Source organism: Streptomyces sp. NPDC058371 (assembly GCF_042723265.1).
GTDB lineage: Bacteria > Actinomycetota > Actinomycetes > Streptomycetales > Streptomycetaceae > Streptomyces.
Window position 1 is genome coordinate 14,660 of record NZ_JBHXJC010000021.1, and the last position, 26,054, is coordinate 40,713.

Annotated in this window: 23 protein-coding genes and 1 tRNA gene; 15 read left to right on the forward strand and 9 right to left on the reverse strand. The window is 69.8% G+C overall.

The window, feature by feature from the left end; all coding sequences use genetic code 11:
• Positions 1-180: 180 nt before the first annotated feature.
• The 3 genes from ACFWM2_RS37385 (at position 181) to ACFWM2_RS37395 (ending at position 6,723) form a co-directional block, all read left to right on the forward strand.
• Entirely contained in the window at positions 181-2,523 is a 2,343-nt protein-coding gene (locus tag ACFWM2_RS37385; RefSeq protein WP_383289804.1) for a hypothetical protein, read from the forward strand.
• Between the two features lie 210 nt (positions 2,524-2,733).
• Positions 2,734-5,562, forward strand: a complete 2,829-nt coding sequence (locus tag ACFWM2_RS37390; protein WP_383289807.1) for an AAA family ATPase — start codon at positions 2,734-2,736, stop codon at positions 5,560-5,562.
• 552 nt (positions 5,563-6,114) lie between these two features.
• Positions 6,115-6,723 (forward strand): LuxR C-terminal-related transcriptional regulator, encoded by a 609-nt coding sequence (locus tag ACFWM2_RS37395; protein ID WP_383289810.1) that lies wholly within the window; start codon positions 6,115-6,117, stop codon positions 6,721-6,723.
• A 112-nt stretch (positions 6,724-6,835) separates the two neighbouring features.
• Here the strand turns inward: ACFWM2_RS37395 and ACFWM2_RS37400 are convergent, their stop codons facing one another.
• The gene (locus ACFWM2_RS37400) at positions 6,836-7,261 is read right to left on the reverse strand and encodes a VOC family protein (RefSeq protein ID WP_383289813.1); all 426 of its coding nucleotides are present in this window, start codon (positions 7,259-7,261) and stop codon (positions 6,836-6,838) included.
• 134 nt (positions 7,262-7,395) lie between these two features.
• On the opposite strand from ACFWM2_RS37400, the gene ACFWM2_RS37405 reads away from it, so the two are divergent.
• Positions 7,396-7,878 (forward strand): hypothetical protein, encoded by a 483-nt coding sequence (locus ACFWM2_RS37405; protein ID WP_383289816.1) that lies wholly within the window; start codon positions 7,396-7,398, stop codon positions 7,876-7,878.
• A gap of 33 nt (positions 7,879-7,911) precedes the next feature.
• Here ACFWM2_RS37405 and ACFWM2_RS37410 read toward each other — a convergent pair whose 3' ends face one another.
• A complete protein-coding gene (locus ACFWM2_RS37410) occupies positions 7,912-8,106 on the reverse strand; it encodes a hypothetical protein (RefSeq protein ID WP_383290082.1) in 195 nt (64 codons plus the stop codon).
• A 171-nt stretch (positions 8,107-8,277) separates the two neighbouring features.
• On the opposite strand from ACFWM2_RS37410, the gene ACFWM2_RS37415 reads away from it, so the two are divergent.
• Both ACFWM2_RS37415 and ACFWM2_RS37420 read left to right on the forward strand, forming a co-directional pair.
• Entirely contained in the window at positions 8,278-9,402 is a 1,125-nt protein-coding gene (locus ACFWM2_RS37415; protein WP_383289819.1) for an aminopeptidase P family protein, read from the forward strand.
• A gap of 325 nt (positions 9,403-9,727) precedes the next feature.
• Positions 9,728-10,522, forward strand: a complete 795-nt coding sequence (locus tag ACFWM2_RS37420) for a YoaK family protein (RefSeq protein WP_383289822.1) — start codon at positions 9,728-9,730, stop codon at positions 10,520-10,522.
• A 25-nt stretch (positions 10,523-10,547) separates the two neighbouring features.
• On the opposite strand, the gene ACFWM2_RS37425 is transcribed toward ACFWM2_RS37420, so the two are convergent.
• Positions 10,548-12,218, reverse strand: coding sequence for an ABC transporter substrate-binding protein (locus ACFWM2_RS37425; protein WP_383289825.1), 1,671 nt, complete (start codon positions 12,216-12,218; stop codon positions 10,548-10,550).
• A 263-nt stretch (positions 12,219-12,481) separates the two neighbouring features.
• On the opposite strand from ACFWM2_RS37425, the gene ACFWM2_RS37430 reads away from it, so the two are divergent.
• The 4 genes from ACFWM2_RS37430 to ACFWM2_RS37445 all read left to right on the forward strand — a co-directional run bounded on the left by ACFWM2_RS37430 (position 12,482) and on the right by ACFWM2_RS37445 (position 16,094).
• Positions 12,482-14,857, forward strand: a complete 2,376-nt coding sequence (locus ACFWM2_RS37430; protein WP_383289828.1) for a PAS domain S-box protein — start codon at positions 12,482-12,484, stop codon at positions 14,855-14,857.
• Positions 14,858-15,131: 274 nt separating this feature from the next.
• Positions 15,132-15,569, forward strand: coding sequence for an RpiB/LacA/LacB family sugar-phosphate isomerase (locus ACFWM2_RS37435; protein ID WP_383289831.1), 438 nt, complete (start codon positions 15,132-15,134; stop codon positions 15,567-15,569).
• A gap of 54 nt (positions 15,570-15,623) precedes the next feature.
• A complete protein-coding gene (locus ACFWM2_RS37440; protein ID WP_383289834.1) occupies positions 15,624-15,818 on the forward strand; it encodes a hypothetical protein in 195 nt (64 codons plus the stop codon).
• Positions 15,819-15,860: 42 nt separating this feature from the next.
• Entirely contained in the window at positions 15,861-16,094 is a 234-nt protein-coding gene (locus ACFWM2_RS37445) for a transposase (RefSeq protein WP_383289837.1), read from the forward strand.
• 1,674 nt (positions 16,095-17,768) lie between these two features.
• Here the strand turns inward: ACFWM2_RS37445 and ACFWM2_RS37450 are convergent.
• Positions 17,769-18,341, reverse strand: a complete 573-nt coding sequence (locus ACFWM2_RS37450) for a transcriptional regulator (RefSeq protein ID WP_383289840.1) — start codon at positions 18,339-18,341, stop codon at positions 17,769-17,771.
• 453 nt (positions 18,342-18,794) lie between these two features.
• On the opposite strand from ACFWM2_RS37450, the gene ACFWM2_RS37455 reads away from it, so the two are divergent.
• Positions 18,795-19,634 carry an acyl carrier protein gene (locus ACFWM2_RS37455; RefSeq protein ID WP_383289843.1) on the forward strand — a complete coding sequence of 280 codons (840 nt, stop codon included), beginning with the start codon at positions 18,795-18,797 and terminating at the stop codon, positions 19,632-19,634.
• Between the two features lie 132 nt (positions 19,635-19,766).
• Here the strand turns inward: ACFWM2_RS37455 and ACFWM2_RS37460 are convergent, their stop codons facing one another.
• Positions 19,767-20,318, reverse strand: coding sequence for an SMI1/KNR4 family protein (locus tag ACFWM2_RS37460; protein ID WP_383289846.1), 552 nt, complete (start codon positions 20,316-20,318; stop codon positions 19,767-19,769).
• Positions 20,319-20,784: 466 nt separating this feature from the next.
• A complete protein-coding gene (locus ACFWM2_RS37465) occupies positions 20,785-21,174 on the reverse strand; it encodes a TraR/DksA family transcriptional regulator (RefSeq protein WP_383289849.1) in 390 nt (129 codons plus the stop codon).
• A gap of 336 nt (positions 21,175-21,510) precedes the next feature.
• Between ACFWM2_RS37465 and ACFWM2_RS37470 the strand changes: the two genes are divergently transcribed.
• Both ACFWM2_RS37470 and ACFWM2_RS37475 read left to right on the forward strand, forming a co-directional pair.
• Positions 21,511-21,732: a DUF6199 family natural product biosynthesis protein gene (locus tag ACFWM2_RS37470; RefSeq protein ID WP_383289852.1), complete on the forward strand. Its 222-nt coding sequence runs from the start codon at positions 21,511-21,513 to the stop codon at positions 21,730-21,732.
• Between the two features lie 62 nt (positions 21,733-21,794).
• Positions 21,795-22,112, forward strand: coding sequence for a hypothetical protein (locus ACFWM2_RS37475; RefSeq protein WP_383289855.1), 318 nt, complete (start codon positions 21,795-21,797; stop codon positions 22,110-22,112).
• Positions 22,113-22,296: 184 nt separating this feature from the next.
• Here ACFWM2_RS37475 and ACFWM2_RS37480 read toward each other — a convergent pair whose 3' ends face one another.
• Positions 22,297-23,511 (reverse strand): GDSL-type esterase/lipase family protein, encoded by a 1,215-nt coding sequence (locus ACFWM2_RS37480; RefSeq protein ID WP_383289858.1) that lies wholly within the window; start codon positions 23,509-23,511, stop codon positions 22,297-22,299.
• 182 nt (positions 23,512-23,693) lie between these two features.
• On the opposite strand from ACFWM2_RS37480, the gene ACFWM2_RS37485 reads away from it, so the two are divergent.
• On the forward strand, positions 23,694-24,224 hold the full coding sequence (locus ACFWM2_RS37485) for an HAD domain-containing protein (RefSeq protein ID WP_383289861.1): 531 nt from the start codon (positions 23,694-23,696) through the stop codon (positions 24,222-24,224).
• A 150-nt stretch (positions 24,225-24,374) separates the two neighbouring features.
• On the opposite strand, the gene ACFWM2_RS37490 is transcribed toward ACFWM2_RS37485, so the two are convergent.
• Positions 24,375-25,322, reverse strand: a complete 948-nt coding sequence (locus tag ACFWM2_RS37490) for an SMP-30/gluconolactonase/LRE family protein (RefSeq protein WP_383289864.1) — start codon at positions 25,320-25,322, stop codon at positions 24,375-24,377.
• A 318-nt stretch (positions 25,323-25,640) separates the two neighbouring features.
• Between ACFWM2_RS37490 and ACFWM2_RS37495 the strand changes: the two genes are divergently transcribed.
• Positions 25,641-25,823 (forward strand): hypothetical protein, encoded by a 183-nt coding sequence (locus tag ACFWM2_RS37495; protein WP_383289867.1) that lies wholly within the window; start codon positions 25,641-25,643, stop codon positions 25,821-25,823.
• Between the two features lie 43 nt (positions 25,824-25,866).
• Here the strand turns inward: ACFWM2_RS37495 and ACFWM2_RS37500 are convergent.
• Positions 25,867-25,940 (reverse strand) — tRNA-Met (locus ACFWM2_RS37500).
• Positions 25,941-26,054 lie beyond the last annotated feature (114 nt).

A 26,054-nucleotide genomic window follows, 5' to 3' on the forward strand; every position in this document is an offset into this window, starting at 1 on the left:
AACGGACTGCGAGGCACGCTCTGGTATGCGCAATTCTCACCTGTGGCCGGAGAACATGCCCCGTCCCGCGGCGGCCGGCGGCGTTCCCGCCCGCACGCCCGACGGGAGCGTGCCGTGCTGCGGGGCCCTCTCGTCCGGCCCGCTCCCTGTCATACGTCCCGGGGTCCGGAGGTTCCCGCTGTGACCTACCGCGCCCCGTCCGCCGGGCCCGTCGTCCCCGCGCTCACCGAGCCGTCGGCCATGGGCGGCGCACTGCGGGCGCTGCCGGACAACGCGCGTGCTCTCTTGCACCAGTTCACCTCCGACCTGCAGGCCGGTCGCTCGGGCGCGGTGGCCATTGTCGGCCCGCGCGGACCGGTTCGCACGGGCCTGACCAGACAGGCCGTGGCCAAGGCGGTATGGGCCGGAGTGGCGGTGCTGGTGGGTCGTGGAACGCCGGCGGAACAGGGCTGGCCGTTCGGCGTGGCCGGACAGCTGGCCGACCGGCTGCCCGGCTCGCGGCGCACCGTCCCGGCCGGCCACGCCGCGGCCGCGGGTGCTCCGCGTTCGGTGCGGGTACAGCAGTTGAGCGACATGTTCCTGCGAGCCTCCCGATGGCGGCCACTCGTCCTCCTCGTCGAGGACGCGCAGTGGTGCGACGCTCCCTCTCTCGAGGTCCTCGCCACCGTGCTGCGCCGCAAGCGAGGCGCGGGCCTGTCCGTGATGGTCACGCTCACCGGGAGCGCATCCGACGTCGCCCCGTCCTGCGCCGACCTGTTGACGCTCCTGTGCTCGCCGACGGTCCAGGGGCGCATGGTCCGGTTGGGGCCCGCCGACGGCTCGGGCGGCCCGACGACACCGCCTCGGCTTCCCCCGGCACGATCGGTGCCGGAGCCGACCTGGGGACTGGCGCCCGGACCACTGGCTCTGCTGCGCAGCCTCGCCGTGTGCCAGGACTTCTTTCCCCTGCATCTGGTGTACGCACTGGCGGGGCTGGAGGAGACCCCGGCCGCGTCTCCCCTGCGGGACCTGCGCGCCGCCGGGCTGGTCACGGGCGACACCCCGCCGCGGCTGACGGAGTTGGTGAGTGCCGATCGTCTGCTCTCCGCCATGCCGGACACCGAACGTCAGACTCTCTTCGAGCGGGCAGCCGAGCTGGGCCGGCGTGCGGCCCTGAGCGACGCGCAACTGGCCGGACTCCTGATGCCGGCCCGCCCCTCGGGAGACGACTGGGCCATCGCCACGCTGCGCCGGGTGGCCGCCGGCTGCCGCGCCCGCGGTGAACACCAACAGGCGGTTTCTCACCTCGCCCGCGTGCTGCAGGAACCCCTGACGGGCCCGGAACGTGCCGCCGTTCTCGTGGAGATCGGCGCGGCCGGCTTCGCGACCGACCCGGCGGCCGCGGACCGCTTCCTCGTACAAGCCCTGCACGTGCCCGGCAACGGGCACGACACCCGGCAACGCGCCCTGGCCGCCGACCTGCTGCTGGCCCGCGGCGACGCGGGCGCCGCAAAGCAGGCGCTCGGTACGGCCTGCCGTGCCGCGGACACCGATGAGCGGGAACGGCGGACGCTGCGTGCGCTGCACTGGTTCGCGGAACACGTCGAGCAGGACGGCAGCGCCCTGGACGGTCTCCTGCCGGACCCCGAGCCCTTGGCGGACGACCCCGGTGACCCGAGCGCGCTGGCCGCGGCGACCTGGCAGGCGACCACGACGGGGGGCAGCGCCGCGCGGGTCGAGGCGCTCGGCCGGGCGGTCCTGGACTTTCCCGCCCGGGATCTGCCCCTGTATCCACGGATCTTCACCTGTCTGGCGCTGGCCGCCACCGGCTCCACGGAGGCGGCTCTCACAGGGCTCGACTCGTGCCTGGCCGAGGCACGCAGGCGCCGGATGCCCCCGCTCGTGGGGCTCGCGCTCCTGGCCCGGTGCGAAGTGAATCTGCGCTTCGGGTTCACCGACCGGGCGCGGCGGGACCTGGCGCTGGCCGACGCGGAGATGCCGCCCGGTAGCTGGCACCCCGCCACCGAGTCGTTCTCCCGTGCTCTGCGGGGCCGGGTGCTGGCAGCGAGCGGGGACCTCGAAGAGGCGGCACGGATCGTCGCGGACGGCTGCGCCCCCGAACACCGTCAGCAAGTCGCCTGGCCCCAGCTCCTGTTCGTCCGCGCCGCCCTCCATCTGGCCGGTGACCGGCCCGAGTCGGCACTCACCGATCTGCGGGAGTGCGGACGGTGGCTGCTGGCCCGCGGCTGGACCAATCCGGTGCTCGTGCCCTGGCGTTGTCTGGGTGCCGTGACCCACGCACGGAACGGCAGACCTGCGGAGGCGACCCGGTTCACGGACGAACTGCGTCGGCTCATGGCCGGCTGGGAGACCCCGACCGCCCGCGCCCTGGCCGACCTGGCCTCGGGCACGCTGGCTCAGGGACCGACGGCCGTACGACTGCTGAAGCGGGCCGTCACGCGGCTGCACGACCCGCTGCTCCACACCTTGGCCGTACGGCAGCTCGCCTCGGCGCAGGCCGGCCTCGCCGCACCGGACACCTAGGGGGCCGGCCCCACGGGCTTCCGCCGGTACGGCGCCCAGCTCCTCGCACCGTCCAGGACGACAGGGCCGCCGGAGGCCGGGGCGGCCCGGCGGGCGGGCGCATCTCCCCCGCGCACCGACTCGTGTGCGTCACGGGGTCGTAGGGGCGGAACGGGCGGAGCGCGCCGGCCGTTTCGGCAGACAAGGTCTCGGAGGAAGAAGGACATCACCGTGCTGTTGGAACGCGCTGACGATGTCAGCAAGGTGAACGCCGCGCTCAGCGCCGCTGCCGGTGGCCACGGCCGCATGGTGATCGTTCGCGGCAGGCTGGGAGCCGGCAAGTCGGAGTTGCTGGAGACCATCGGCGAACTCGGCGCGGCCCGTGAGGTCCTGACCCTGCGGGCCCAGGCCGCGGCGACCGAGCACGACTTCTCCTTCGGCGTGGTGCGGCAGCTGATCGAGCCCGCCCTCACTCGCGTTCCCGCCGAACGGGCGGAGCGGTGGTTCCAGGGCACGGCCCACGGCGCCCGGCTGATCCTGACGGAGGAGGCGCCGGCCGGCCACGACGCCCCCTGCCCGGCCGAGCAGCTCAACCTGGCGCTCACCGGGCTCACCATGCTGGTCGCCAACATGAGCCGCGACAGCGCGGTACTGATCCTCGTCGACGACCTGCACTGGGCCGACGCGGAGTCGCTGCGGATGCTCTGGCACCTGACCCGCGTCCTGCCCATCAGACGGATCCTGGTGGTGTGCACGGTGCTGACGGGAGACGTCCGCGCGGAACAGCCTCTGGTCCAGGAGCTGTTGTCGCTGGCCAGACACACCGTCAGTCCCGAGAACCTGAGCCGGGACGCCGCCCGCTCACTGATCGAGGAGTATCTGAGCGCCCCGGCGGACGACGACTTCGTGCGCGCCTGCCACGAACGGTCCGGCGGGAACCCGCTGTTCCTCACCGCCATCCTGGCGGAGGCGCTGTTCCACGGTCTCAAGCCGTCCGCGCAGCACGTGGCGGACGCGGTCGCCCTGCGTCCCTCGCTGCTGCGTCAACGGCTGCCGGCCTTCCTGGAGTCGCTGCCCGACCACATCCGCAGGACCGCGTACGCCATGACCGTGCTCGACGAGAACACCTCGCCCCAGCTGCTGGACGGGCTCGCCGAACTGGACGCGGTGCGCCGCGCGGAGTCCCTGCGGGTGCTGCGGGAGGTCGGCCTCATCACCGACTGCGCCCATCCGGTGTTCGCGCACTCCGTCGTCAGGGATGCCGTCGAGGAGAGCATGCCGCCCGCCGAGCGCGCGGCGATGCGCGCGGTCGCCGCCGAGCTGCTGCACCGCTCGGGTCATCCCGTCGAACAGGCGGCGGAGCACCTGATGGACGTCGTCACCCCGCAGGACCGGGACGTCCTGCGGATCCTGCGGACGGCGGCGGACAGCGCCATGCGGCGCGGCGCGCCCAGGGACGCCGCGCGCTTCCTGCGCCGCGCCCTGCTGGACAGCTCCTCCTCGGACCCCGAACGTGCCAGGCTGCTGATCGACCTCACCACCGTGGAGCGCAGCTTCGCCACGGCGGCCTCGGTGCGCCACATCATGGAGGCCGTGCCGCTGCTGGACACCCCGCGCGAACAGGCGGCGGCCGTCGCGAGGATCGGCCCTGTACTGATGGCTCCGGCCGCGTTCCCGGTGGACGACATGGTCCGACGTGTGTCGGCCGATCTGGCGACGTCCGGCACGACCGACGGAGTGGACCGCGAGCTGGCGCTGCGCCTCGAGGCGAGGGAACGCTTCTTCACCGCCCAGGACCCCGCCAGGATCCGGTCCGCCGTGGCACGTCTGGCGGATCTCGTTCCCGAGCCCCCCATGGACAGCGTCGGCGAACGGGAACTGCTGACCGTCCTGATCCACACCGCCACCGTGGCCAACGCCGTGCCGGCCACCGCGGTCGCGCCTCTGGCGACCCGGCTGCTGGAGCACGAGCCGCCCACACCCACACAGGTGCACACGGCTCTGCCGCTCGCGGTGAACGTCCTCGCCGCGGCGGACCGCACCGAGGGAGTCGCCGCCTGGCTGGACGAGGCCTACCGGATCGCCGAGAGCCGCAGGAGCGACGTCGAACAGGCGGTCATCCGCGCCGAACAGGCCCTGGTGGCCCTCAGCGTGGGCGACATGGCCGACGCCAGGGCGAAGGCGCGCCAGGCCGACGCGCTGTCCGACGCGGAGCTGGGCGGACCTCCTGCGGTGTGCGCGGCCATCCTCGCGATAGTCGCCCTCCAGACGGCCCAGCCGGAACGGGCCGAACGCCTGCTGAGCCGGCACCGCCTCGGCGCGGAGAACGAGCACCTCGCGGCCCTGCTCGCCGTGGCCAAGGGCAGCCTGGCGTCCCGTGCCGGCGACACCGGCGGGGCCCTCAACCACTTCCTCGTGGCGGGGCACCGGCTGGAGCAGATCGGCTGGCGCAACCCCGTCGTGCTGCCCTGGGCCTCGTACGCCGCGCTCATGCACCAGCGCCTCGGTGACACCGCGGCCGCCCTCGACCTCAGCCGGCAGGAGGTCGCGCAGGCCCGCGCATGGGGCGCCCCGTCCTCGCTGGGCCGATCCCTGGTCGTACAGGGCCGGCTGACACCGGGCCGGCACGGCACGGAACTTCTGGAGGAGGCCGTCCAGCTTTTGGAAGCCATCCCCAATCGATACGAACTGTGCCTGGCGCTCTTTGCGCTCGGCCGTCGTCTCGGGCCCAGACGTGCACAGGGCAGAGCCCTGCTGCGCCGGGCGCTGGAACTGTCGGCCGAATGCGGCGCCCCTTGGGTACAGGCCGCCGTGGAAAGCCACTTGGGGCAGAATGCGCCGAGCCGGAACGCGCACAACTCGGCTCTCACGCCGTCCGAAAGCAAGGTGGCCCACCTCGCCGCGTCAGGTCTGAGCAACCAGGAAATATCCCTCGAGTTGTCGATCTCCTGCCGCATGGTCGAGAAGCACCTGACGAACTGTTATCGAAAAATGGGCATCAAGAGCAGACGCGATCTGGAGTCCGCGCTCAGGAACACGGGCGCGGTCAACGCCGGCTGACCGACGGGCCGGTGCCCCGGACCGACCGCTGCCGCGCTCGGCCACCGCGTCGTCGCGCGAGCGGCCGCCGTGTCACGTCCAAGCTGTGGAGCGCGGCTCGGACACCTGGGAACCGTCTGTGACCTGCGCGACTCCGGCGTCCCCGGTGAGTGGATTCAGTGCCTCCGGGTTCGCGCGACCTCACAGAAGTGACACGGCACACCCCGACCGCACCACGGCGGTGGCGCCACGACCGCACCACCGAACCACCCGACCACAGTGTTTGGGCACCGCACCAGAGTTCGCTTGACCGGCCTGTCCCGCGATTTTTAGTGTTTTGGCAACCGATCAGTAGTGATCCGGACGCCATCCGGAGCCCTGCCGCCCGGCGTTCTCCGATCTGTCCCGTCACATCGCGCAGCGGACACTGATTGGCCCCCCACATCTGGCTCAGAGAGACGGTTCGTCTTCATGGCAAAGACAATCACCAGTGCCCCGCACAGCAGGGAAGACGTCATACTCGTCACCCGTTCCTCCACGGGCTCGCCTTTACCGGACAGCCGGGCGCGCGGAATGAGCCGCCGCCGGACCTGCACCGCGCATCTGGATCCGGATCTCGACGTCATCGCGGCCGACCCCGATTTCTGCCGGCTGTTTGCCCGCACCTCCGCCGACATCTGCGGACGCGGTCTCTACGACCTCCTTCATCCCAGCGCCCCGGCCGCGCTCGACCGCCCCTTCACCCGACTGTCCGAAGGGCGTGGCAACCGCGTCGTCGAGCGGGTTCTGGGGCTGGGCCACGGAGGAAACGTTTTCGCTTGCGAGCTGACCGCGATCGCCGTGCACGGGGCCTCCGGGAGGCTCACCGGATTCGTCATCCTCGTACAGACCGAGGAGGAAGTGCTCGACAGCGCGGCCGACGAGTCGCACGGAACGCGGAACCACCAGCTGCTGAGCAAGCTGGACGCGCAGGTCCTCGAAGGAATCGCCTCCGGTGCCTCCACCGTCCAGCTGGCGGCCCGGCTCTACCTCAGCCGGCAGGGCGTCGAGTACCACGTCGGCCTGATGCTCCGGAAGTTCGAGGCCCCCAACCGCGCCGCCCTGGTGGCACGCGCGCACGCGACGGGCCTGCTCTCGGTCGGCCAGTGGCCGCCGCGCGTCCCGCCCGAGTGCATCAAGTAGCTCCACCGGCCGGCCCGCCGGGCGCGAGCGGGGCGTCTCCGCCGGAGGCGCCCCTCGGCCCTGGTACGACCCGGTACGGCCTGATGCGGCCTGGTGAGGCCTGGCGCGGCTCTCAGACGATCGGCTCGCCGATGCCCAGCAGGTTGCCCTCGCTGTCGCGGAACCAGGCGCCGCGTTCACCCCGGGCGCCCTTGCTCGGATAGTTCCCGTCGATCTCGGCGATCCCGTCCCGCGTACGGAATCCCGGCGCATCGACCTCCTCGAACTCCACGCCCCGCCGGACGAGTTCGCCGACGACGGACTCGATGTCGTCGACCTCCCACGCCATCTGCGTGAACGTACCGGGTGAGGCGCCCGTCGACCGGAACAGTGCGAAGTCCACGTCACCGCACCGGTAGAGCAGCCCGCCGGGCCGTTCGTCGACGGGTTCGAGACCGAGCCGTTCGGAATAGAAACGCCGTGCCCGGTCGAGATCCTGGGCTGGAAGCCTGGTCGCCACGCGTCCCCGGGCCAGAGGCCTTGCGTCGTCTGCTGTCACCGTCCCACTGTGCCGCCCCGCGGGGCCGGTGGCGGGGACCTCGGAGCACCCGATCGGGGAACGCACGACCTGGGCGTACGCCGTGACCTGCACCGGTGCCAGAATGTCGCCCGACTACGGCAACCGGGGGACGCATGGGTTACGAACTACGGGCAGTCATCGCGGACGGCACACTGCTGCGAAAGGCGGCGGGCCACATCCGCGCGGCTCGGCTCGTGCCGCTGCACGGAAATCTCTCGCTCCTTCCGATGACCGAGGAGTTCCACGACGCCGTCACCGACGGCTCCGACGACCGGCCGATGGACTTCTGGGGCATGCCGGGCGGCTTCGACCGTGAGCTCGCCCGCTGGTCGGCCACCGGGCCCGTCGGCTATGTCGAATCGGAGTACTTCGGCGGAGCGGGCGAGGAACAGGCCGTCGTCTGGAGCAACGGCACCGTCGCACTCGGCCCCCTGTATCTGCCGGAAGGCACCGCGCCGCCCGCCGGGGGCGGCCCGGTCTCTCAGGTGCTGCGTCATCTCGGCGTCCGCAAAGGCAGCGCTTCCGACGAGTTCGAGGCCGCGGGTCTCGACCGCCGGCGGCGGACGGACGAGTGGGGATCTCCGGGCCAGGAGTGACAGGCCGGTCCGCCACCTGCGTCCGCTACTCGATCAACGCCGGGTGCGTGAACGCACCTGTGGGGGTATCGAGTTGCTCCCCTGTTGGCGGCTGCCGAGTTGCTCCCCTGTGGGACCGGACTCCTCGGCGAAGAGGCCGACATGGTTGGCGTACGTCAGCCTCTTGCCGAAGGCGTAGCGCCTGATCGACGCGGGCGAGAGCGTCCACGCCCGGCGGGGGCGCAGCACGATCCACCTGTTCGAGCGGGAGCGGGAGTCACGCGGACGTGAGCCCGAGGATGCTGGACGCGTGGCCGCTCCGGCAGGCACGTTCACTCGAACAGCCGTGTCCGCGGACGCGCCGGGCCCTCCCACCCCGTCCAATGGACAAGGCGAGATGCCATACGGCCAGGAGGAACCATGACGGCGACACCCCGGCCCTTCACCGAGCGGGACTACGCGACACGCATGACCCGCGCCGCCCGGGACGCGGCCGACGCCGGGCTCTCCGGCCTGCTGATCACCCCGGGGCCCGACCTGACCTGGCTGTGCGGATACCGGCCCACCGCGGCCACCGAGCGTCTCACGCTCCTCGTCCTCGCCGCGGACTCCGAACCCCGGCTGCTGGTACCGGTGTTGGAGCGGCCGGACGCGGAGGCGGCTCCGGGCGCGGGCGCCCTGCGGCTGTCCGACTGGAGGGACGACCAGGATCCCTACGCGGTGGCGGCCGGCCTGCTGCGTTCCGACGGCCGCTACGGCGTGTCCGACTCCGCGTGGGCGCTGCACCTGCTGGAACTGCAGGAGGCGGTGCCGCTGACCAGGTACCGGGCACTGACGTACGCGCTGCCGATGCTCCGGGCCGTCAAGGACGAGCCCGAGATCGCGCGGCTGGCCTCGGCGGCCGCGGCAGCGCAAGCCGCGTACGAGGAGATCCTGTCCGTACGGTTCGCCGGTCGCCGCGAGACCGAGGTGGCCGCCGACCTCGCCGGGCTGCTGCGCGCACACGGACACAGCCAGGTCGACTTCACCGTGGTCGGCTCCGGTCCCAACGGCGCCGACCCGCACCATGGGGCGGGCGACCGCACCATCGCGACGGGTGACACGGTGGTCCTGGACTTCGGCGGCCGCAGGGACGGCTACCACTCCGGCGTCACGCGTACGGTGCACGTCGGTGAGCCCACCGACGAGGAGCAGCGGGTCCACGACATCGTCCGTACGGCGCAGCAGGCGGCGTTCGAGGCGGTGCGGCCCGGTGTCGCCTGCCAGGAGATCGACAGGGTCGCCCGCTCGGTCATCGAGAACGCGGGATACGGCGAGTACTTCGTCCACCGCACAGGGCACGGAATCGGCTTCACCCCGCACGAGCCGCCGTACCTGGTGGCGGGCGAACAGCAGCCGCTGGCGGCGGGCATGTGCTTCTCCGTCGAACCGGGCATCTACCTCCCGGGACGCTTCGGTGTCCGTATCGAGGACATCGTCACCTGCACCGCCGACGCGGGCCGACGGCTCAACACCGCCCCGCACGAGATGGCCGTCGTGGAGTGACGTCGCACTGCGCCCGTACGCCAAGGGCACACGCAGTCGGGTAAAGCGCGAGTCGGCGCCGATATACCGCCGACCTCTTCGAATACGCCCCAGATAAGTGGATTGCCCAAATTTGAGTCATGCTTCAGCCAAAGGTCTGGATTCATCCGGGGTTGCCGTCGCACCATGAATGGACAGAGAAACATGCATGCTGCAACCGGTCGGGGTGAGTTCCTGACCGCGGGCGCTTGGAGGGAAAGGCATGCGAGAAAGCGGCCTTGAGAACACCCACCGACGGCGAGCTCGATTCGCACGGTCCCAGGGCGCTCGGTCCGGTTCCGGGAGCATGCCGGCTCAGGCCTACAGCGCGGCCGATCCCCTGACCGGGCGGACCACCGGCCGGAGCCTGGACCTGGCAGCCGCCCACGCGACCCCGGCGCTCCTGACCATTCGGGACCGGTTGCTCGTGGCCCTGGCATTCTCGTCAGGTGTCTTCGAAGCGATCTGCTTCCTCTCTTTCGGAAAGGTCTTCACGGCATTCCAGACCGGGAACATCGTGTTTCTCGGTCTCGGTGTCGCCGGAACTCGGCCACCCGCAGGACCGGATCCGGTTCGCGTGGTGGTCTCTCTCGTCGCCTTCGCCGTTGGAGCCGCACTGGCGGTGCGCATATTGAGGGCCTTCAACGGCGACGACGAAGTCGAGGACAGCGACATCTTCGAGGCCTGGCCCCGTCGCGTGTCCCTCGCGCTCGGTGTCGCGCTGGTCGCACAGGCGGGCTTCCTCGCCGTGTGGCTGGCCACCTCGCCGTCCGGCCTGGTGTCCAACATCCTCGTCAGCCTGAACGCGTTCGCCATGGGACTGCAGATGAACGCCATTCGGTCGCTCCATGTGCCGGGTATCTCCACCACGGCCGCGACCGCCACCTTCATCAGTCTGGTCACGGGCATCACCGCCTGGTCGCACAAGGCGGCCGCGGCGCGGCGGCTGACCGGGGTGATCGTGGGCATGGCCGCCGGCGCCTTCGTCGGAGACTGGATGCTCGGCCACGCGCACGCCTACGCGCCGGCCCTCCCCGTGGCGGTCATGGCCGTCGTGATCGCGATCGCCTCGGTGACGCTGAAGCAGGGGCACGCGCGATAGCGTCGTGCCGGCGCCCTCGCGGGACTCAACTCACATAACCGACCTTGGACCAGTCGACGGCTTCACCGGCGTACCAGTTGATCCCTGTCACGTTCCTCCGCGCGCCCACCTGGAATCCGGGCTGCGCGATCCAGAGCCAGGGAGCGTCCTTCGCGATGATGCCGGTGCACCGCTTGTAGGCCTCCAGCCGCTGGTCCCAGGTGAGTTGCGGACGCCCGGCCCGGGCCAGACAGGCATCGGCCGCGGCACTGCGGTATCCGCCCCAGTTGTTGGAGCTCTTCGACTGGTAGAAGACGCCCAACGCGTAGGCGGGATCGGGCGAATCGGCCCCGAAACTCTGGAAGAACATCGGCCGCTCGCCATGGAACAGGGCATGCGTGTACGTCGTCGGCGGGAGCGCCTCCAGATCGAGCGTCACCCCGACGTCCTCGAAGGCGCTCCTGAGCGCGGCGCCGACGGGTTGACCGAGCGGCTCGGCGGTGCTGTAGGCCAGGGTCGTCCGGAACCCCTTGCCGTGTCCGGCGTCCCGCAGCAACGCGCGCGCCCGCTCGGGGTCGTAGGTGTACGGACGGAAGTAGGGGTCGAACCCGGCCGCGTGGTCCGAGACGGGGCCGTGGGCCGGCCCGGCGAAGCCGCGGTAGACCTGCTCGATGATCCGGTCGTACGGCGTCGCGTACGACAGCGCCTGCCGCACCCGGACGTCGTCGAGGGGCGGGAACTTGGGGTTCATGGGGCTCGAGTGGATGACGTAGCCCTGGAAGTTCCACAGGTGCAGGTCGGCGCTGTTCTGCACCTGTTGCATGTCCTCGGGCAACAGGTACTGGGCGATCTGCGCCTCGCCGGTCATCAGTGCGTGGAGCCGCCGGGACGACTTCGGCACCTGCCGGAAGGTGATCCGCTCCAGCCTGGGCGGGAAGGGGTGCTCCTTGTGGGCCACCCAGACGACCTGCCGGCCGGGGCTGAGCTCGGCGAGCCTGAACGGACCGAAGCCCGCGTCGTGGTTCTTCAGCCACCGCTTGGCCCAGGGATCGGTCGGGGTCGCGTGCCTCTTCGCCACCGCGGAGTCGACCATCGCCCGCCAGAACTCGCTCATCGTGAGCAGCAGATCCGGCCCCGGCTCCGCCAGGTCGATACGGACCGTGTACCGGTCGAGGACCCGCACGTCGTCGGGCCGTTCGATCATGGCGAGGGTGTTGTAGAAGCTGGTGATGCCGTGGACGGCGAAGCTCCGGTCGAACGTCCACTTCACGTCCGCGGCGGTGAACTCGTTCCCCGCGTGGCTCGGCCAGCCCTTCCGCAGCGAGAACGTGTACGTCCGGCCGCCGTTGGTGACCTCCCACCCCTCGGCCATGCGCGGTTCGGTGATGTCCTGGAAGTTCTCGGCCTGCCACGCGAGGTCGTAGCCGCCCGGCTCGCCGGGGGCCGGGATCTCCTTCCAGCGGGTCAGCCGGTCGTTGAGGTTGAAGACGTGGTCGTACACCTCTTTGCCGAAGACGAGTTCCCAGTCGAGGCTGGGCGGCGTCGTGGCCGCCGCGACGACCAACCGCTTGCCCGACGCGGCCTGTCCGCCGCAGGCCACCGCCAGCGATCCCGCCAAGGGCAGCCCTGCCACCGCTGCCGCGCCCCCCAGGAACGACCTGCGGGACACCGGAGGGCGGTCGCGGCCGGTGGGAGGGTCACTGGGCTGGTCCGTCATCGGCCTTCCTGACCCGGGCACTGAGGACGGTGCCCCTCCGGACGGGAGAGGCTTCGGCGCGTGGGCGTCCTGCCGCGCGGAAGCCGGTCGGCCTCCGGCGGGCATCCTCGGTCGAGAGAACCGTCGAGACCGCCAATTCCTCACTCCCCGGCCCGTCTTGACCGATGCCGTCACGCTAGCGCGTCGTGCTTCGACGTCAAGAACGCGTCTTCCTCCGGCGACGGTGAAGGAGGAGGATTGTCTCGTTCGCGAGCGGAGTGAGCATGCGGCCTCGGCAGGTTCTGACGGTGGCGATGGTCCTCGCGTTGACCGTTGCCGGATTCTTCGGCGCTCGTCTGCTCGGTGAGCGCGACGCGCGACGCAGTTCCATGCACCGCGCCGACCTGGCCGCGGCGCAGATCCGCGAACGCGTCGTCCAGGGGTCGTCGCTGGCCGAGAGCCTGCGCCGGTTCCTGGCGAGCGACGCGGGGACCCAGGTCACGAGCGGGGAGTTCGAGAGCAACGCGTCGAGGTGGCTCAGTCCGGCGGGCTTCCCCGCCGCCGCGTGGGTCGAGCAGGTTCCCGCAGGCCGTCGTACAGCGTACGAACAACGGATCGGGCACCCCATCGTCACGCGCGACCGGCAACTGAGGATCGTGCCCGTCGGATCACGGTCCTCCTACCTGCCCGCGACGCTCGTCTCCGGCATTTCCCCCGTGGCGGTGCCCGGAATGGACCTGGGCGACGAAACCGGTGTCGCGGCGGCCGTGCGCCGTGCGCGGACGTCACGCAACGCGCGCGCGACACCGCTGGCAACACAGAGAGACGGCACGCAAGGGCTCTTCCTCATCCGGGCCGCACCACGCCTGGTCGGGGACGTCGTGGAACCGGGGTTCGTTGTGCTGTTCATGTCGGAACTCTCACTGCGCACCGCGGCGACGGACCCGACTCCGATGCGGCTCACCGTCGGCCGCAGCTCCACGGGCGAGCTCCAAGGCGCCAGGGCCGTCCACACCACATTCACGGAAGCGGGGCAGCGGTTCGAGGTCGCCGTGCCCCAGGAATCGGTCCACGGCGCCGCGGCGTTCCTGCAATGGATCATCCTCGCCGCCGGTCTCGTCCTCGCCGCCCTCGCCGGAGTGCTCGGAGTCAACGGGGCACGGCGGGCGAGAGCGCAGGACGAACTGGACCGCATATTCCGACTCTCCTCCGACCTGATCGCGGTGGCCGACTTCGAAGGGCGCCCCACACGCGTCAATCCGGCCGTCGAACAGATCCTGGGCTACACGGCGGAGGAGTTCCTGGCCCGGCCCTTCCTCGAACTCGTCCATCCCGACGACCGGGAGAGGACGGCCGCGCTCACCGAGCGGATCCGCCAGGGCATGAAGGTCACGTCGTTCGAGACGCGGTACATGCGCAAGGACGGGTCGTACCGCGTGCTCGAGTGGACGTCGGCCCCCGGCATCGCGGAGAGGTCCATCTACGGCGTGGCACGGGACGTGACGGAGCGCCGGCACACCGAGAGGGAGCTGCGACGGCTCGCCGGCGAGCAGGCGGCACTGCGGCGGGCGGCAACGCTCGTGGCGCGGGGCGTTTCGTCGGCGGAGGTCTTCTCGGCCGTCGCGGAGGAGGGAGAGCGCCTGCTCGACGCCCGGGCCACCGCGATCGGGCGCCTGGAGCCGGACGGCATGATGACCGTCGTGGCCAGCAGCGGGACCGCGAGCGACGAACTCCCGGTGGGCAGCCGCGTGTCGCTCGCGTCCGAGCTCGCCCTCACCGAGGTGGCGCGCACCGGCCGGTCGGCCCGCGTGGACGGCGACCGTCGCACCTTGGACGGCGTCGGCCGGAGGGGGCAACTGGGGACCGGCTGTGTCGTGGCGGTCCCGATCATGGTCGGTGGGTCTCTCTGGGGATCGATCGGCGCCGGAACAGACCAAGAGCGGTTCCCGGCCGACGCCGAGCAGCGCCTGGCCGACTTCACGGAACTCCTGGCCACCGCGATCGCCAACGCGGACAGCCGTGCGGAACTCGCCGCCTCACGCAGGCGGATCGTCGCGGCGTCCGACGAGGCTCGCCGCAGGATCGAGAGGGACCTGCACGACGGCACACAGCAGCAGCTGGTCTCCCTCGTCCTCACGGTGCGTGCCGAGGAGGCGAATGTCCCGCCCGAGAGCAGCGAACTCCGTGCCGCGCTGGCCCGGGTGGCGACGGGTCTGACCGGCGCGGTCGAGGACCTCCAGGAGATCTCACGCGGCATCCACCCCGCGATCCTTTCCGCAGGCGGTGTCGGCCCGGCGCTGCGCACCCTCGCGCGCCGTTCGGCGATTCCCGTGGAGCTCGATGTAAAGACCGACTCGCGGCTCCCCGAGCCGATCGAGGTCGCGACGTACTTCGTCGCGTCGGAGGCCCTGGCCAACGCGACGAAGCACGCGCGGGCGTCGCACATCGCGGTGTCCCTCGCGCTGCGCGACGCCGGCCTCGTCCTGTCGATCCGTGACGACGGCGTGGGCGGCGCGGACTCCGGGCGCGGCTCGGGACTCGTCGGCCTGCGGGACCGGGTCGAGGCGCTCGGCGGAACCATCAGGATCGACAGCCCGACGGGCAACGGAACTTCACTGGTCGTCACGTTTCCGCTCGACTTCGAGCCCACGGGTCACTGATCTCGCTGTCCGCGGGGTCCCGGCCCGGGCAGCGGCGACCGCTCGCACGCCGCGACCAGCGGCAGCCTGTCCGGAGCCGCCGGGCGAGACGAGGCGCCGGCATCCGGAGCCGTCGCGTGAGACAAGGCGCCGGCATCGGAATCCGGGTCTGCCGACCGGCAGTAGCCGCACGAGCCGCCGACCGGGAATGCCCGTGCCACGAGCCCGCCGACCTTGACTGCCCGTGCCACGGGATCGGGGACATTCACCGCGTCCACTGAGTAGGGTCCGAGCCATGCGGATCTCCGTTTCCTCGGACATGGACGAACCCGTGGCCCGCTCCCTCCTCGCGGAGCTGCGCAGTCGCGGTCACGAGGTCATGACACACGGGGCTTTGAAGCCCGGGGACGACAGCCAGTGGGCGCCGTGCTCGGCGTCGGCGGCCCGCGATGTCGCCGGCGGGACGGCGGACCAGGCGATCGTGTGCTGCTGGACCGGCACCGGCGCGTCGATCGCCGCCAACAAGGTCCCGGGCGTACGAGCGGCTCTGTGTACGGACGCCTACACGGCGGACGGGGCACGGCGCTGGAACGACGCCAATGTGCTGGCCCTCAGCCTGCGCCTGACGTCGGAGCCGTTACTGAAGGAGATCCTCGACGCGTGGTTCGCCGCCGAGGCCGGCCAGACCGCCGAGGACAAGGAGAACGTGGCCTACATCGAGCGCCTCGACTAGGCAGGTTCGTTCGGATCACTTTCGCCGGCCGAGGTTGTCGTTGACGATGTCTGTGTGACTCACCGCATCAGCGCTCTGACCTCGGCCTTCGGCATCCTTGCCAGCACGACACTGCTGATTCTCGGCGTTCGTGAGTACCGCTCCGGGGCGTCGGCCCTCTGGATCGGGGCTGGAGCTGTGATCTTCCTCAGCGCCCTCTGCACGCTCGTGCGGGACGTACGGCGGCTCCGCGCTGGACCGACCGCCTGACGAGCGGCGCCGTTCCAACCCCCGCCGGTCGCTGCTCCGTGTGTGCCGTTGACTGGCGCGCAGTGGGCGCGAATCGAGCCGCTGCTCCCAGATCGGACACCGAGGCCGGGTGGCCGGTGGAGGGACCACCGAGAGGTGATCGACGCAACCGCCTGGACGTTTTGGACGGGAACGCAGTGGGTCCACCTCCCCGAGAAGTACGGCAACCAGCGAGGCGTCCACAACCGGCTGCGGAAGCGAACCGGCAGACGATCTACCTGGCCAGACTCCACATAGCGGGCGCATCTTCCTCTGGTCCGCTCAGGTGATCGAAATGAAACGACCTCGGCCGGAACCGACGGCCACGATCACCTGGGAGTGACAAGTCGGCCTCACTGGCGTCCGGATGGGGCCGGAATGCCCTACCCGACCAGCGTGATCACCGGACTGGGCACTCCCGACGTCCGCGCCCAGGACGTCGAGTTGTCCACCGAGGACAGCTCATTTCCCGGCGGGCGTGCGCCTTTCGGAGCGAGACGTGTTGGCCAGGTCGAAGAACACGTCCCGCCTTATGTGCGGCGCATCGCTGTCGGACGGACGGGTGCGGGTGCGGGTGCGGGACAACTCGACCGTGGGATCGAGGAGTTCACGGAACCTCTTCACGTCCTCCGTGTCGAGGACGCGCAGTCCCGTCGCGGCCGTTGGGCTCGAAAGGGAGATGTACGGCTCCGGCTACGCCCGTGTCTGCGCGCGGTGTGGACAGCGCCGCACCGATCTCCATCTCACCGAGGTACGGGGCACGACACATGGGCGCTGGCCGCCGCGGCGATCCGTGGAGAGCTTCAGTCGACAAACGACGGAGAGTCGATGCGCGAACTGGCCACATTCCACGAGCCGTTGAGCGTCACTCGAGCGCGCAGCCGCCCAACACGCCCCTTCTGCCGCTGCCCAGGGGCTCACGCAGCCGCGGTCGTCCGAATCGCGTGGTGTCGGTCCGGCCCCCGCCGGTCTATGCTCCGAGCAGGGTCCTCGCCCTTCTGCCGACTACGGTCGGCGACGGACGCCGGCCCGCATATCTTTTGGGCCCCCAGCCCCCGGGCCGCAGTGAAATCCGACCACTGTGAGCGGCTGGAGCCGCATCGCCGACAACGCAGCTCCAGCCCTTCGTCCTCCCCAGCCTGTTCGAGCCCGGGATGAACTCCCGTGCACCCCGGGGGTGGTGAGGACGGTCAGTGCGAGGCGGCGATGTGAGGGGAGCCTGCGCCGTTCTCGCACCTCGCGGCCGCCGCCGGTGCTCGCCCGCATCCGGCGGCGGCCGTTGACGACTTCTGCACCAGCACCACGGGCATGCCCTTCAGCTGCCCGCCCGTGATCCCGCCGACAGCCCGGTCCGCATCCTTCACGGCTCCCGGCACGGGCCGAGTTCTGGCGACGCTGTCCCCGTCGCGCCGAGCCCGATGAGGTCGGCACTCCCCACGAACTGCTCCACCAGACCCTGGCCCGGCAGTGCTTCCTGCCGCGGACTGCCGCCAAGTCTCCTCAGCGGCTCGGCGTTGGACTTCCTCGGACGACATGCCCCTTGCGGCATCGGCCGCCATCAGACCGCCTTCCTCGCATGTCCCAGTCTCCTCCTGTTCGGCCCATCGGAGTACTGCCTGACGACAGCTGGCGAAAACAAGCGCCGCGCATACAGAGGACGACAGCTACACCGCGGCCTTGCGATCACGACTGGCGGCAACGGCACGACATCAGACTCGGTGACATCGTGGCGGACCCTGCGAGACGACTCCCCAAGTCCCTTCGAAATGAGCCCCCACAGATACCGACACACCCTCGAAGTAGTGCGGGACACCATCGATGACCGCGCCGACCTCACGACAACCCACCACGCCTATCGTCAGCCGCCGACCGCGGGCGCCGGGGAGGCATCTTGCGGTCAGGGGCCGGCCGGATACGCCGGCCCCTCCGCGTTCAGGCGGCGAAGCCCACGTTGGTCACATACTCGTACTGACCCCACTGGGAACCGAGGTCCACGATCTGCTCGACCCAGGCGTCGTCCAGAGCCTGGGCATCCGCGACGGCCCAGGCGTTCACGAGGGCGTCCCAGTGACGGACGTTGAGAGCGCGGTATTCGACGACGCGCTGGCGCGGGCGGGGCACCTGGGACTGGTTGACCGGGTGGATTTCCACGCGCGTACCGCGACCTGCCGCGTTCAGTCGTCCACTCAGATAGCGAGCGACGTTGTGCCGGCGCACGGCGCGATAAGCGGTCTCGATGCGCTCCAGATTCTTCCTGGAGGGGCGGCGCTTGTCGTCCAGCCAGGCCTTGAACGTACGGTCGGTGACGGTCAGACCGGCTTCCCGCGCGGCCTGTCGGGCATGGTCGGTACGGGTGAGGTAGTGCAACCGGGCCAAGAGACCGCGGCGGGCGGTGACGGGAGTCGCGACGTACCCGGCGAGCCTGTCGAGCTGACGGGCCACAGCCTCACTGCCCTTGATACCGCGGGCTCCATACTGACCGAAGTCGCGTGTTCTGTCAGCCATTCACCCGGACCCTTTCCACTTCATTGGCGTGCACTTCCCCATAATACCGTAACCACGCGCCCGCAACTCCCTTTTGTCGACGGCATTTTCAAAGATTTCACGGATTCGAGGGGTCTGCTGTCGGGCATCCGTGCCCCTTCCGTTTCCACACAGGAATCCATCTCGCGCGAGGTCGGATTTCTCGTGAGGAATACCGACTGAATCTCCGACTTCGCTGCGCCAGACGGCAGACGGGCAGACGGGCAGACGGGCCACGTTGCCCGGCGTCCAGGAGAGCCCGGCGCCAATCCGCCCGCCGGACCAGCAGATGTCCTGCGCCCGAACCCCCCGTGTACACGCCGTGCATTCCTGGGCGCCGCTACAACCACGGGTGCCGGTCGGGGTGTCCAACCCCCCGGCACGACCGGCGGCAACGCCTTCCGAACGACGACCGGATCAAACCATGGAGTTCACGTGCGCCTACGTCCACTGGCGGCTCGCCTGACCGCGTCCGCCCTGCTCGCCCTCGCCACCACCGCGGCCCTCACGCTGCCCGCCGCAGCCGAACAGGCCGCACCTGCCGGAGGCACCGCCGCGTCCAACACCTCCGCGCCGGCGCCCTACCAACTGACCTTGTCCAGCAATCCCGGCACCACCGACTTCGGCCACCGAACGGTCAATCTGTCCGGCACGCTGAGCCGCGCCGACGGCTCGCCGGTCGCCGACGCCACGGTCCCGGTCGACGAGGCCGTGCTCTACAGGACGTGGAACCCGTGGGGTGATCCGATCGACCCGATCGAGCGCGAGAGCCGCAGCCTCGGCACCGTCCGTACCGACAGCGATGGGCAGTTCACTCTCGACGGCGTCTCGGCGGACCGCTGGCTGACCCGGAACAGCACCTTCGTCACTCCCCTGAACCAGGTGCAGTTCTACGCCTCCTACGACCCCCAGGAAGACCCCACGAACCAGGACATCCTCTTCGCCGAGACCACCGTCGCCACGCAGCCCGTCGGCGGCACGATCAGCTACAAGGTGAACAAGACCAAGGTGCGTGCGGGCGACACCCTCGTCGTGTCGGGCAAGGTCACCTGGCCCGCCGGAGGGGGCCCGGTCGCCGGCACCCGAGTGCTCCTGCGTACGTATTTCGAAAGCTCCTACAACGCGCAGACCATCACGGACGCCCGGGGCAACTTCACCGTCAGCAGCAGGATCAGGGACTACGACAACGAATTCGTGATCTTCTCGGCCCCCAACGACTACTATCTCGCGGGCGCAAGCCAGAACCTTCCCGTCAAGAACCTCAGCAACGGCTGACGTGATGAGGCCCGCCCCTCAGGAGGCCTGAGCGCAAAGCGGGTTGAGTGTTCCGTCTGTCGCCCAGGAAGCGGCGTCTGCAGGAGGCCCTTTTCAACTCGGCTGGTCCCGTCGACCCTCCACCAGGGTCGGTCAGCTGTCGGCTGCGTCTGGGAATACCTCCCACAGCAGGAAGTCGTCGTCCCCGGGACGACGGCAGCGATCCAACATGTGACCGGATTCCAACGCGTCGGCGGTGTGGTGCACGAGTGAAGGAATCGATGCCCACATGGAGTGCGACGACAAGAGGGATGCGCCCTCCCTGTCGTGAGCGCCGATGCGTTCGTGGGGCCGGGAGACATCGAGGTAGAGCTCGCCGCCGGCTCGGTCGGAAGCGAAGGGCACCCACTGTGGGCGGTACGGGGAGTAGGGGTGATCAGCCCAGACATCCGTCTTGATTCGCCAGGCGTCTACGACCTCGCTGCTGCTGAGGACTACGTAGTAGGGAGGGAGGGTGAAACTGCCGCTGCCATTGTGGCCCTGTAGGAGCTGCTTGTGATCCGGGTGGAGGTTCACGCCGAGGCGTTCCTCGACCCGGGCGATCTCCTGACTGGTCGCAGGAGGAGCCAACTCCCGGATGCGTTCGCGATCTCGTAGCCAGCTTTCGATGCGATGCCATGACTCGCTGATGGGACGCAGCTCCATAGGTCCTCCTGGTCTCCGGGCCGAGATGCCGGGCGGTGGCGCCCTCACAGAGACCACCACCGCCGTTCAAGTTTCTCTGCTCGATGAACAGCCGGACAGTGCGAGTGAGAGCCACAGCAGCCGCACGGCCGTCACCCGATCCGACCGCACTCCTCCTTACGAATGACCGTCTCAGACCACGCTTGGAAGGCAGGACGAGGTGAGTCCGCAGACCTGGTTCGGCTGTGCAACCGCTGACCGGCTCGGTCACGTCGTCGGCCTCGGTCGTACAGCCGACGTCGGGTACCGGAGGGGGCCACGACGGCCCCCGCACTCACCCGGCCTCGGTGGTACGGCCGACGGTCGGGTGCCGGGGCGCCACGACGGCCCCCGCACTCACCCACGTATGTGCACCGCCCCAGCACGCCTCAGCGGGTACCCACCGCCCGGCCGTGACTCCGGCGGCGCATGCGTATCGCCGCCCCTGTCAGCGCGAGCGGATCCCGGCGCATTTCACGCACGTCCTCGCCGCGGGGCGTACCTCCAGGCGTTCCGTGGGAATCGGCTCGCCGCACTCCTCGCATCGCCCATAGACGCCTTGCTCAAGCCGTTCCAGTGCCTGGTCCAGATCGACCAGATATTCCCGCGCCTGTGTCAGCAACGAGGAGACATGGGCCCGCTCAAAGGCAGTGCTCGACCCCTCCGGATCGTGCTCGTCGTCGACCGCCACGAGAGCATTCGCCTCGACGATTCCCTCGAAATCACGTTTCAGGGCGGCGATCTGCTCGCTCGTACCGGCACGCTCGACCGCCAGTCGCGCACGGACAGCATCCTGCTCGGCTGGAGAGAATTCGGATTCAGGGGACGATTTAGCCATTACGGAGAAAACGCCGGTGTCCGTTCCTGTATTCCGCAGGCCACAGGGCGCTCCGCCGTAGTTGCCGCCCCTGGTCTCGACCGTGCCGGAAGTCCGACCCGCTGCCCACTGGTGCGTCCAACTGTCCGTGCGGAGGATCTGCGCGCGGTGCCGGTCCCTTCTCACCTGCGCGCCTCGCGAGCATGTGGCGGCACGGGATGACGTCCGGATACGTCACCGGTTGGCGGCGGAATCAGGCGTCCACGGGATGCCCACCGCGAAGTGGGGTAGCCGAACGCTCACGCAACCGGCCGCACCTCAGGCATCCAGCGCCTGACACCCGTAAGGGAGGATCCATTGGTCACCGCCATACTGTGCGTATTCCTGCTCATCGGCCTGGTCCAGGTTGTCCGGCCGCAACTCCTGTGGAGGGCCAACCGGCCTCTGCAACGTCCGTTCGTCAGGGATTACGACGCCACGGAACCGACGGGCAAGGGCTATCTGGTGATGCGGATATCCGGCGCGGTGTTTCTCGGAGCCGCCCTCTGGATGCTCGTCCAGAATCTCCAGGGTCAGTGACGGCAATCACCAGCAAGCTGGACGCTCTCGCACGGCGGGGGCGTACGCGTAAAGGAGTTCCTGTGACCACGTATGTCATCACCGTCCCCGGCACGTTCGTCCACGGCATCACCGATGCCTTGCGGTCCGATGTGGAGCGCCGGCTGCGTCCGCAGGATCCGCAGAACACCGAACTGGGCGAGAGCGAGGAATTGCACCTTCTGACGGTCGACGAGGACAGCATGTTCTCCGTCCGGGTCGAAGTCGAAGCCGCGGACCAGAAGAGTGCCGAGGCCGAAGCGGTACGGCTCGTCTCCGGCGCCCTGCGGGACAGTGGTTTGACGGAGAACGACGCCCCGCTCGGGCAGGCCGCCGTCACCGGCATCGACCGCGAGTTCTGACGTGGGTACGGCCCTCGCTCAGGGACGCTGACAGCCACCCTCACTCCACGAGCGGCCCAGCGCGTTCGGCGTGTACGCCGGACAAGAACCGTCTGCTCTGCGCGGGGCACGACCGTCGCCGACGCGTTTCTCCTCCAGTCCCAACGGTGTTCGGGGCCGGCGGGGAGACGGGCGTCCGAGCCGGCTACGCGGTGAAGGGACCGCCGGTGCCGAAGGCCAGCTTGGCGAAGCGTTCGCCGATGCGGCGGTGCGTGGCGGCGTCCGGGTGGATCTGATCGGGCAGCGGCAGCTCGGCGAAGTCCGCCTCGCCGTAGAGCTCACGACCGTCGAGGTAGTGCAGGTTCGGGTCGTCGGCGGAGCGCTGCTTCACGATGCGGGCCAGTTCGTCCCGGATGACATTCAGCGTCAGCTTGCCGCGGGCGCGCTCCGCGGGGTCTCCCATGGCCAGGAATTCGAGCTTCCCCTCGCTGACGTTGCTGAGATCCGGGGCGCTGGGGCCAGGTGTGTCCTCGTGGATGGGGCACAGGATCGACGACACCACCAGGAGCGGGGCGGTGGGGTGGCCCTCTCGGATGGTGTCGAGGAAGCCGTGCACCGCGGGGCCGAAGGCGCGCAGACGCATCAGGTCGGTGTTGACCACGTTGATACCGATCTTGACGCTGATCAGGTCCGCGGCGGTGTCACGCATGGCCCGAGCAGTGAACGGGTCGAGCAGGGCGCAGCCGCCCAGACCGAGGTTGATCAGCTCCACACCGCCGAGGGAGGCGGCCAGTGCCGGCCAGGTCGTGGTGGGGCTTGCGGCGTCGGAGCCGTGACTGATCGAGCTGCCGTGGTGCAGCCACACCGGGCGATCTCCGCCCGGCACGGTCTCGACCGGGGCGTCGGTCCGCAGGGCGGCCAGCTGGGTGATCTCGTTGTGCGGCAGCCAGATCTCGACGACCTTGGCGGAGTCGGGCAGGCCCGAGAACCGCACGGTGCCGACCGGGCCGGGCCGGGTTTCCGCGGCTCCGGTGGTGAGGTCGGTCAGCAGGACATTGCCCCCGGTCGTGCTCGCCTGTCCCGCCAGGCTGCCGTCGACAAGCAGGTCGTACACGCCGTCCGGGCGGGGCGGGACACCCTCGTAGGCCATCTTGGTGCGGAGCGTGTCGAGCTCGATGGTGGTGCCTCGGGTACGGAACACCAGCCGTACGCCCGACGGCTGCGACTCCACCCGCGCCAACTGCGCGTCGGCGCACTGCGCACGGGCCCGGGCGGGCAGCCGGTGGGGCAGCGCACCGTGCTCGGTCCGCTCCAAGTCGGCCATTCCACGCAGAAGGTCCGCCGTGATGGGCGTGATCACCCAGTCCGAATCCCGGGGCGCGGAAGAGGAACCGGGAACGGCGTCGTGCTCAGAACTCATGTTCTCAGCCTGTCAACGGGATACCTGATCGGCAAATGATTTGCCGGCATCCCTGTCGCGAAGCAAGCGACCGGCTCGCAGCCGGACGTGGATTCCGTTGACGGGCCGCGCGATTCGCACCGCAAGGCAACCGGGAGGCAGGCGCCCAAACCCTCGCCACGGGCAGCCGCTATCTTGCGACGATGCCTGATCCATCGCAGCGGCCGCTGCTCTTCCTCGACGTAGACGGGCCGCTCATCCCCTTCGGGGCATCGCCTCAGCACCGAGCGGATGGGTATCCGACGTTCCCCACGGCCCTCGATCACTCGCAAGCTGATGCGAATCCGCTGCTGGCGCGGCTCGATCCCGCGCACGGGCCGAGGTTGACGGCACTCTCATGTGACTTGGTCTGGGCGACGACTTGGGCGGAAGAGGCGAACGAGTGCATCGCACCGCGACTCGGCCTGCCGCAGCTGCCCGTTGTGGAGTGGCCGGAGCCGTCCGAGGACGACGAACGCGATGTCCGATCGGGCTTGCACTGGAAGACGCGTGCGCTTGTCGGCCGGGCGGCCGGGCGTGCGTTCGTCTGGGTCGACGATGAGATCACGGACAGGGATCGAGCCTGGGTGGCCGCTCGGCACGGTCGGCACGCCCTGCTCCATCGTGTCGATCCTCGTCGCGGCCTCACCGACGCGGACTACATCCGTCTGACCGACTGGCTGCGCACCCTGTGAACCACCGCTCTCGGAGCCGCAGAGACACAGTCGGCGGCCCCAGCCACCCGGCAGGTGACCCTGCCGTCCGGTGGGAAGGCAACCGTCGCCGATACGCCCACCGATCGAAATCGGCAGGCGTATCGGGCGCGGGCGTGCTCCGGGTCGCGATCAGTGGTTGATGTGGGCGAGCAGCAGGTTGGGGTCGTCGTGGGTGAAGTAGGCGCCGCTCGTCACGTATGCGGTGTTCCCTCGTACGGCGACGGAGGTGGGGTTGGAGAGGCCGTCCTCGGCGGTGAGTACCGTCTCGTGGGTGCCGTCGGGGTGTACCAGGGCGACGGAGTTCACGAAGTTCTGCGCCGCGAGGACCGTGTCGCCCTTTCCGACGAAGGTGAAGTCGTCGATGCTCGTCACGCCCTCGGCCTGCGTCGTGACGGCACCCGCGCTGCCGTCCGCGGCGATCGGGATGCGCAGCAAGGTGCCCTTGTCGGTGTTGCTCACCCAGACCGCGTCGTCGTGGACCTTGATCCCGTTCGCACCGAACCCGGAGGAATACGCGCCGGTGGACGGCTGAAGGGCCTCGCCGCTCGCCCACAGGGAGGCCTCGCCGGTCCTCGGCGACACCTTCCACACCGTGCCACTGGAGGAGTCGGTCACGTAAAGGGTGTCGTGACGCTCGTCCAGCGCCAGGCCGTTGACGACCTTCGCCTCGGGCAGAGCGGCCACCTGCTCAGCCGTGCCTCCCGGGCTGACGCGCCAGACCCCGGACAGGCTGCCGGCGTTGTAGTTGACGTAGAGCGTGCCGTCGGCGGCGCGCACGATGCCCGAAAGCGTGGCGGTGCCCGAGGCGGGGGCGGGCAGCGTCGCCAGAATCGTCGTGCGGCCGTCCGGGGTGACGCGGGCAACCTGCCTGGCCTTGGTGAAGGTCACGTCGGCCGCGCCGCTCGGCTCCAGCGTGATGTTCTCCGGCTGCTGCATTTTGTCGATGTCGAAGTGGGCGGCCTCCCGCGCGTGGGTCAGCGGGGCGGTGGCGGCAAAGGCAGGCGCGATCCCCTGCGTGGTCGCGAGTACGGCAACGGCGACGGCGCTCATCAGCGTGGCACGGCGGTGACGGTACATGTACGCCTCCAGAAGTCGGAATCGGAAGGGTCCAGGAGATCGCCGTACGCGGAAGCGTCCGTAGCGGTCGTAGGCGGCTGGAATTCCCAGTGGGTGCATTCGCCACGAGGTGACGTTGCTGAAGCAGGGGTCAGAGCGATCTGGGTGTGGGCTTGCGATGAGAGCCGAGGTGACACCGGAACGAAGTCATCGCCTCATCAATGCATTCCCTGGTTCTGATCGTGTGCCGACTCCGGACTGCTCAATCAATGTGTAGTCGATCACCGTGAACACGGGCAAGGGGTCTCCGTCGTCTCACAGCGAACCCAAGGCTTCCTCATGGAATTCGACAGGTTCTTCTCACTGAATCCATGGGGGTTCCGGGTCGATTCCGGCATTCCGGCGGCCGAGCTCCGTTACGTCGAATTCAGCACGGTGTGCGTGGCGGCAGTGAGCGAAGTGGGCCCGGACACCCGGCTGTTGAAGGCTCCGCGCGCGCCTGCATCTCGCTTCATGACATGACTCAGGGCCCGGCAGTATTGACGGCCGGGCCCTGAGTTGCGAGTAGCGGGGACAGGATTTGAACCTGCGACCTCTGGGTTATGAGCCCAGCGAGCTACCGAGCTGCTCCACCCCGCGTCGGTAGTCCCCACCCTACGTCACGGACGGCGGGACCTTTACCAGTGCACCCGCGCACCGCCGCGAGCCGAACAGCCGGCACCTCCTGGAAGGCGAACGCCCCAGCGAGGATTT